This window comes from Prosthecobacter sp. (genome assembly GCF_044222345.1).
In the GTDB taxonomy this organism is placed as follows: Bacteria; Verrucomicrobiota; Verrucomicrobiia; order Verrucomicrobiales; family Verrucomicrobiaceae; genus Prosthecobacter.
Map to the genome: position 1 here is coordinate 21,702 of NZ_JBGANL010000031.1, position 6,995 is coordinate 28,696.

Genomic DNA, 6,995 nt, shown 5'->3' on the forward strand with positions numbered 1-6,995 from the left:
AACACCACGGAGGACTCTCAGCGCCCGGTCCGCAGCGCGTCAAACCATGACGGGGTGACCGGAGGATCCAGCCTGCCGCATCGAGGCTCACCACGGGAACATCCAGCTGATTGGCATCTTTTGCGGGAGCAGCATGTGCGGCGAAGTGGAGGCGAAGGAGCCCCAACTACACGCGTCTGCGTCTTACAAAGACCTGACTTGTGACCCTATGCTCGTTCTAGAAAGTGTGCCGCCAACGATAAGGGTCGTTTTTTATGCCTCGCGTCTTCATGAGATCCCTGCTTTCCAAGGTGCCGCTCCGGGCCTGGACGATGGTGATGTGGATGCTCACGCTGCCTGCGACGGGGCAGGATCTGCAGCTGCAGATCGTACCGATGGTGAATGGTCAGGTACTGCGGCTGGATGAGCCGATGGGACTGGGCGGGGGAAGCCAGGTGACGCGACTTGACTGCCTGCTCTCAGGGCTGGCTTTGCAAAAAGAGGACGGTACCTGGCTGGAATCGAAGGACTGGTTTGCGTATCTGAGCGCTGGTGCGGGCCGGCAGACAGCGAAGGTCTCGGGCATGCCTGCGGGTGAGTACAAGGGGATCCGCTTCCGCATTGGCGTGGATGAGACCACGAACAAATCGGACCCGAATGGTTATGCGCCGGGGCATGCGCTCAATCCTCTGGTCAATGGGCTGCACTGGGGCTGGCAGGGAGGGTATATTTTCATGGCGTTGGAGGGCCGGTTCTCGAAGGACGGCCTGGAGAAGGGGTTCTCATACCACATAGCCAATGCGCCGCAGTTGATGACGGTGGAGCTGCCGGTGGCTTTTCGGGGAGGGCGACCGCTGACACTGGCGCTGGAGTTTGATGTGCAGCGAGCGCTGGCGGGCATCGACTTCGCCCAAGATGGCGCCACAACGCATTCGCGCGCAGGCGATGCACTCGCGATGAAGCTCAAGACGAACATCGAGCAGGCCTTCCGGGTGCGCCGCATGAACTACGATGTGTATCAGACACCGGCGTTTGCCACGAAGCCTGCTCCCCTGCCCGCTGGCACCCATGCGCTGACACCGGCGATGACGCAGCGTTTTCCCCAGGTGCGGCTGCCGGCCGATAATCCGCTGACGGAGGAAGGCGTGGCGCTGGGGAGGCAGTTGTTTCATGACGCGCGCTTGTCGGTCAATCAGACGCAGTCCTGCGCTTCGTGCCATGAACAAACGCGAGCGTTTGCCGATGCGCGGCGTTTCAGCCTCGGCGCGGAGCAGCAGATGGGCACGCGCAATGCGATGCCGCTGTTCAATCTGGCCTGGCAGCCGTCTTTCTTCTGGGATGGCCGTGCAGCCACCCTGCGGGAGCAGGTGCTGATGCCGATCCAGGACGCGCATGAGATGAATGAGACGCTGCCGAAGGTCATCGCCAAGCTGAGTGCGGATCCGGAGTGCCTCAAGGTGTTTGCGAAAGCGTTTGGCTCCGCAGAGATCACGACTGATCGGATCGCGAAAGCGCTGGAGCAGTTTCTGCTCACGCTGGTGTCGCAGGAGTCGCGCTTTGACCGTGCGGCACGCAAGGTGGGGGAACTGACCGAGAGCGAGAAGCGCGGGCTGCAGCTTTTTGTGACGGAGTTTGATCCCAAGCGCGGGCTGCGGGGTGCGGACTGCTTTCACTGCCACGGAGGCACGCTGTTCGCGAGCCAGCCGTTTGCCAGCAACGGGCTTGAACTTGCGGAAGATGACCTGGGGCGAATGGCGGTGACAAAGAACGCGGCTGACCGTGGAAAATTCAAAACGCCCAGCCTGCGCAACGTCGCGCTGACCGCGCCTTACATGCATGATGGTCGCTTCAACACGCTGGAGGAGGTGGTGGAGCATTACAGCAGCGGGGTGCGCCGCAGCGCGACGCTGGACCCGAACCTAGCGAAGCATCCGGAGGCTGGCATTCAACTGACGGCGCAGGAGAAAGCGGATCTGGTGGCGTTTCTCAAAACGCTGACGGACGAGAGCTTTACGGGGGACGCGGCGACCGCCTCACGTTGAAGCGGATATCAACAAATCAGAAACCCTATTTGTGGTGGTTGCCCCACAAGGATTCGAACCTTGAACGAGCCCGGCCCTGCGGTTTCCACAAGTTGCCTCTGACTTGTCCAGAGCTTAGGCCAAAGCCCGCGATGAAATTAGGAATCGCATTGACTTGGAAAACACTTCAGACACCTTCGAATCATGAAAATTCGCGCCTTTCTCCTAATGCTCGCCCTTATCGGCACAAATCTTTCTTCGCCGGGAAGCCTCAGGGCTGTCGATGTTCTCGCACCGTATTGGGCGTATCAGATCGGCATCGGCATGCGTCTCTCGGAACTCCGCACCGTGGCCGGCAAGCGCTACACCGGCGTGACCGTGGAAGCGATCGATCAGCAGAGGATCCAGTTCACCCACTCTCAAGGCCGCAGCGTGGAATTTCTGGTCAGCATCTTGGACCCCAACTTGTACGTCGGCGCTGGAGGAGCACCGCAGAACGATCGCCGTCCACGCGCAGTCGTCGTAGGTCCCCTTGCGGCCATGATGAGCGCCCGTGAGCGCGTAGCCACGGGCGTCGATAAACTGGAGGTGAGCGAGCAGACAGTTCTTAAACGGTGGCTCGCCTACGCGTCCCTCGACTTCCCCTCCGCCGGCACCGGCACTCACAAACTGGACCGCCAAGAACAGCAGGCATTAGGGAACTGGCTGGCTCAAAAGCGCAGCGCGTGGCACGCAGGGGAAGGCCCCGGAGCACCGATTCAGCTTCCCGTGAAAAGCTGGATCTCCGGCCGAGATTTCACCGGCTTTCAACAAGGCCGCATCTTCCAACTGGGCAATGGCCAATCCTGGCAGCAGACCGACCAGAGAGCCGCGAGCTTCTATTCCGACGCAACCGGAAAGCCGATCCCGATCCACATCCGCGCTAGCGGGGGTTACTACATCATGAGCGTCCAGGGTGCCGGAGAAATTGTTGTGAAGCCGGTGCGGTGAGTTAACTAGCGCCCCTTCCTCTGCGCTCATTGACTCGCTCTGTAAGGATGCGGTCACAGAAGCCAAAACACTCAAACCACCCCAAACACTAGAGCGAGACAGCCGGAAATCTACCGATGGCTATATGTCTTGGCCACCCGCATATCTTTCCATCGCTCCATGGTTCCGGCGTCGCATGCAAGTTGTTTGCTATTCGTTTCGGAAGCCTAAATCCAGGCAAGACGCAATAAGTCGTTTTCCCCAGTGAAAGCGCCATTTGCCCAGTGTGAACCACCCATTCTAGGTGGTTACCCCGTAAGGACTCGAACCTTAAACGAGAGAATCAAAATCTCCTGTGTTACCATTACACCACGGGGTAGGAGGTGCTCCGAGTGCGATATTAGAGCCTCATTGCCACTGTGCAAGGACGGCTTGGGCCTGAAACAGGCATTTAAATGGAAAATGCGGACCATTCGAAGGGGTAAAATGCGGTTGAAACCCGGATGAGTCCCTGTTTTCAGCTTGGAATTCAGCGACTCTCTAAAGCTCTGGAAGCCTTGATTTTCCTTATGTCCAAAGCTTTTCGCACGCGTGACAATATTGAAATTATGGAATTATAAGATATTTATTCTTGCAATATATATTATAATTTACATAATAAAGGTGCAATATCAGAAAATCATTATGAAGAAGCTCATCCTCATCCAAAACGATTATCCTGGCACCGGCAAGAGCACCCTGGCGCTCTGCTTCCACCGCTACCTCCAGCAGTATGGCGTCTCTCATCAACTCCTCTCCCTGACCGAAGAGGATTCCTACACTGCCGGGGGCGTCACCGCCCTTGACGCCGGTTCGCTGACACCGCGATCCTTCCTCGCCCATGTGGATTCCTCACCGCTGACCATTTTGGACGTGAGCACGGGCCTGGGCGAGTTCTTCAACAAGTTCTACCAAGGCTGCGAAATGGACCAGATTCTCCAGGCGGCGGGAGTGGCCCTCTCAGTCGTCCTGCCTGTGACGGTTGATCAGGAGAGCTTTGACTCGGTCATTGATGCGGCGGAGGTTTACTCGGATAATGCTGAATACCTGATCGCCCACCTCGTGACGAGCTGCTATGACGAGGACGACAAGGTCTGGGATACGAGCTATGCGGCACGTGTGATGGACATGTTTGAAGCGGTGGAACTGCACATTCCAGAAATCACCTTCCAGGCCGAATTGAGCAGCGAGCGCATGAGCCTGGACAGCGCCCTGCAGCACGATGACGCTGAAGAACGCCTGGGCAAGGAGTACACCAAATGGCAGCGCCGGGTGATGGGCCAGGTGGACAGCGCCCGCCAGTATCTCTTTGGTGACGCCTTCCGCCCCACGATGGCTCCGAAGCCAGCCAAGCCGGTGCGCAAAGCGAAGACCAAGCTGGCTGCGTGAGGGCAGAGTTCACGATGGTTGACTGTTGTGTCCAATCCACCGCTAAGAACTGCCAACTGCCGTATAATACTTCTACAGCTACTCGAATAATTCGGGATAGTTTCGGTTCGCCACAGCCCGGCTGAGAGCCCGTATCTCTGCCGGGCTGGTGCATGTGAGGACAGCTTTCGCCAGGGCTTCACACTCCGATACGTCGAGACGGCGCACGGCATGCTTCACCCGAGCAATTTGCGTGGTGGCCACACTTAATTCATTCAATCCCAGGCCGATCATCAAGGGAGTCAGGGTCAGATCTGACGCCATCTCACCGCACATGCCGATGCGGATGCCCGCCGCACGCGCCGCATTGACCGACATGCCGATGAGCCGCAGCACGGCAGGATGGGTGGGCTCGTAGAGCTTTGCCACGCGTTCATTCAGGCGGTCCACCGCAATGGTGTATTGAATGAGATCATTTGTACCAAGGCTGAGGAAATCGACTTCTGCCGCGATCAAATCCGCGGACAGGGCTGCGCTGGGAATCTCGATCATGGCACCGATCTCGATTTCGTCCGGCACATCGAGGCCTTCAGCGGTAAGTTCCTCCGCGCAATCGTTGAGGATGGCTTTTGCCTCCAGCACCTCCTGCACGCCGGAGACCATCGGAAACATGATGCCCACGCGGCCATGCACAGCGGCACGCAGGAGAGCACGCAGCTGCCGCTTGAAGAGATCCAGCCGGCCCAGTGAAAGGCGGATGCCGCGCCAGCCAAGGAAGGGATTGGGCTCCGGCTCCACGGCGAGACGCTCGTCCACCTTGTCACCGCCGAGGTCGAGGGTGCGGAACACGACGCGTTTAGGAGACTGGGACTGCACCACTTTGCTGTAGGCCTTGGCGAGCTGGTCTTCGGTGGCATCCGGATTTTCCAGATGCAGGAACTCGGTGCGGAACAGCCCCACCTCCTCGGCGCCGCTGTCCTCCACGATCTTCATTTCCTCGATGAACTCCGCATTGGCACCGACGCAGATGGCGGTGCCGCAGCGCGTAAGGGAGGGTTTGTGCCGTTCGAGTTGAAAGACATCCTCCCGCCGTTCTGCCTGCTCCTCCCGCAGGCGGTAGCGCGCCAGGGTTTCTGCGGATGGATTTTGAATGAGCAATCCGCCTTCGCCATCCAGCAGGACGGTGTCACCGCTGTGCAGTTCATCGCAGATGCCATGCAGTCTCACCACCGCCGGGAGCGCCAGGGAGCGGGCGATGATGGCCGCGTGCGATACTGCGCTGCCCGTCTCCAAGGCAAAGCCCAGCACTTTGCTACGGTCCAGCTGCACGGTGTCGGAAGGCGTCAGATCATGCGCGACGACGATCACCGGCTCGTCAAACATGGGGTGATCCAAAAGCTCACCGCGCAAATGACGCATGACGCGATGAGTCACGTCTTTCACATCCAGAAAGCGTTCGCGCAAATAGGAGTCCGAAAGTCCGCGCAGGGCGTCCATGTGCTTGCACATGAGCTTGTAGTAGGCCCAGTCCACACAGACCTGCTGCTCGCGCACGGTTTTTTCCGTCTGCTTCAGAATCGTGGAATCCTGCAGGATCAAAAGATGAGTCTCGAAGATCTCGCTCTCGGCGCTGCCGTGCTCCCCTGCCATCACGCGCTGGAGTTCCTCGATCTCTTTGGCGGTGACGGCCAGCGCGGCATGCAGGCGCTCCATTTGGTCAGCTTCCGTCCCAGGCTCGATCGTATCCTCGTCCGGCTCGTCGAAGTGATCCTTAAGCACATGGACCACCGCATGCGCAACCCCGGCGGACACTGCGGTGCCGGTCCAGGTTTTTTCTTGCGGAGGGGAGGATGAAATCATTTCCGCGCCTACCATTCATGCGGACGAAGCGTTTGGCAAACGCCGCCATGCATCAAACTGCGGCCAGGAGCTTTTCCATGCGCTTTTTCAAGGCGGCCGCCCTGCCTTCCTCGCCAATGATCTCGAGCATGGCGACGTAATCGGCGCCGATCGCCTCATAGCTGCGCTCTTCCTGGGGGAGCTGGGCTTCCAAGATCTGCAGGCTTTTCTCAAAATGCTGCTGAGCGGCCTCATTATCCTTAAGCTCATGGCATGCCGTGGCCAGATTGCAGAGGGACTGGGCGACATCCCGGTGGTTTTCCCCCAGCACCTCGATGCGGATCTGGAGTCCGTCCTCAAACATTTCCTTCGCCTGATCTGGAAAGCCGGCCGCGTAGTACAGGCTGCCGAGATTGTTGAACACGCAGGCCACGGACTCGGACTGGCGCCCGCGCTTGTTTTCCAAAGTCTCAAGTGCGCGGAGATAGTGCTGCTCCGCCAGGGCAAACTTGTCCATGCACTTGTAGGTCATGGCCAGATTGTTGCGCAGCTGGGCCGCCACCTCGACATTTTCACCCCCCAAGGCTTCGTGGTTGCTGATCGCCTCCTCGTAATAGGGCAGCGAATCCGCCTCCCGGCCGCTGAAATCAAGCAGCGTCGCGAGACTTGTGCGCACATTGGCCATCACCTCCGCCGGAAGCTCCAGATCCTTGCCCACCTCGAGCGCTTCGAGGTAAGCCGCCTCAGCTCCGGTGGCATCGCCCGCATCACGTTGCGCAT

Annotated in this window: 5 protein-coding genes and 1 tRNA gene; 3 read left to right on the forward strand and 3 right to left on the reverse strand. The window is 58.9% G+C overall.

The window, feature by feature from the left end:
- Positions 1–269: 269 nt before the first annotated feature.
- Together ACILSL_RS16545 and ACILSL_RS16550 are read left to right on the forward strand one after the other, a co-directional pair.
- Entirely contained in the window at positions 270–2,021 is a 1,752-nt protein-coding gene (locus tag ACILSL_RS16545; protein ID WP_395733161.1) for an MbnP family protein, read from the forward strand.
- 183 nt (positions 2,022–2,204) lie between these two features.
- The gene (locus tag ACILSL_RS16550) at positions 2,205–2,990 is read left to right on the forward strand and encodes a hypothetical protein (protein WP_395733162.1); all 786 of its coding nucleotides are present in this window, start codon (positions 2,205–2,207) and stop codon (positions 2,988–2,990) included.
- A gap of 284 nt (positions 2,991–3,274) precedes the next feature.
- On the opposite strand, the gene ACILSL_RS16555 is transcribed toward ACILSL_RS16550, so the two are convergent.
- Positions 3,275–3,348: transfer RNA gene (locus ACILSL_RS16555), tRNA-Gln, on the reverse strand.
- 305 nt (positions 3,349–3,653) lie between these two features.
- On the opposite strand from ACILSL_RS16555, the gene ACILSL_RS16560 reads away from it, so the two are divergent.
- On the forward strand, positions 3,654–4,397 hold the full coding sequence (locus ACILSL_RS16560) for a hypothetical protein (protein ID WP_395733163.1): 744 nt from the start codon (positions 3,654–3,656) through the stop codon (positions 4,395–4,397).
- Between the two features lie 78 nt (positions 4,398–4,475).
- Here ACILSL_RS16560 and ptsP read toward each other — a convergent pair whose 3' ends face one another.
- Both ptsP and ACILSL_RS16570 read right to left on the reverse strand, forming a co-directional pair.
- Entirely contained in the window at positions 4,476–6,236 is a 1,761-nt protein-coding gene (ptsP, locus tag ACILSL_RS16565; protein ID WP_395733164.1) for a phosphoenolpyruvate--protein phosphotransferase, read from the reverse strand.
- Between the two features lie 52 nt (positions 6,237–6,288).
- A partial coding sequence (locus tag ACILSL_RS16570) for a tetratricopeptide repeat protein (protein WP_395733165.1) occupies positions 6,289–6,995 on the reverse strand: 707 nt, incomplete at its 5' end.

Bases quoted from the DNA above. Each gene is read 5' to 3' on its own strand.
- ACILSL_RS16545 (WP_395733161.1), top strand. From the start codon at position 270: ATGAGATCCCTGCTTTCCAAGGTGCCGCTCCGGGCCTGGACGATGGTG.
- ACILSL_RS16550 (WP_395733162.1), top strand. From the start codon at position 2,205: ATGAAAATTCGCGCCTTTCTCCTAATGCTCGCCCTTATCGGCACAAAT.
- ACILSL_RS16560 (WP_395733163.1), top strand. From the start codon at position 3,654: ATGAAGAAGCTCATCCTCATCCAAAACGATTATCCTGGCACCGGCAAG.
- ptsP (WP_395733164.1), bottom strand. From the start codon at position 6,236: ATGATTTCATCCTCCCCTCCGCAAGAAAAAACCTGGACCGGCACCGCA.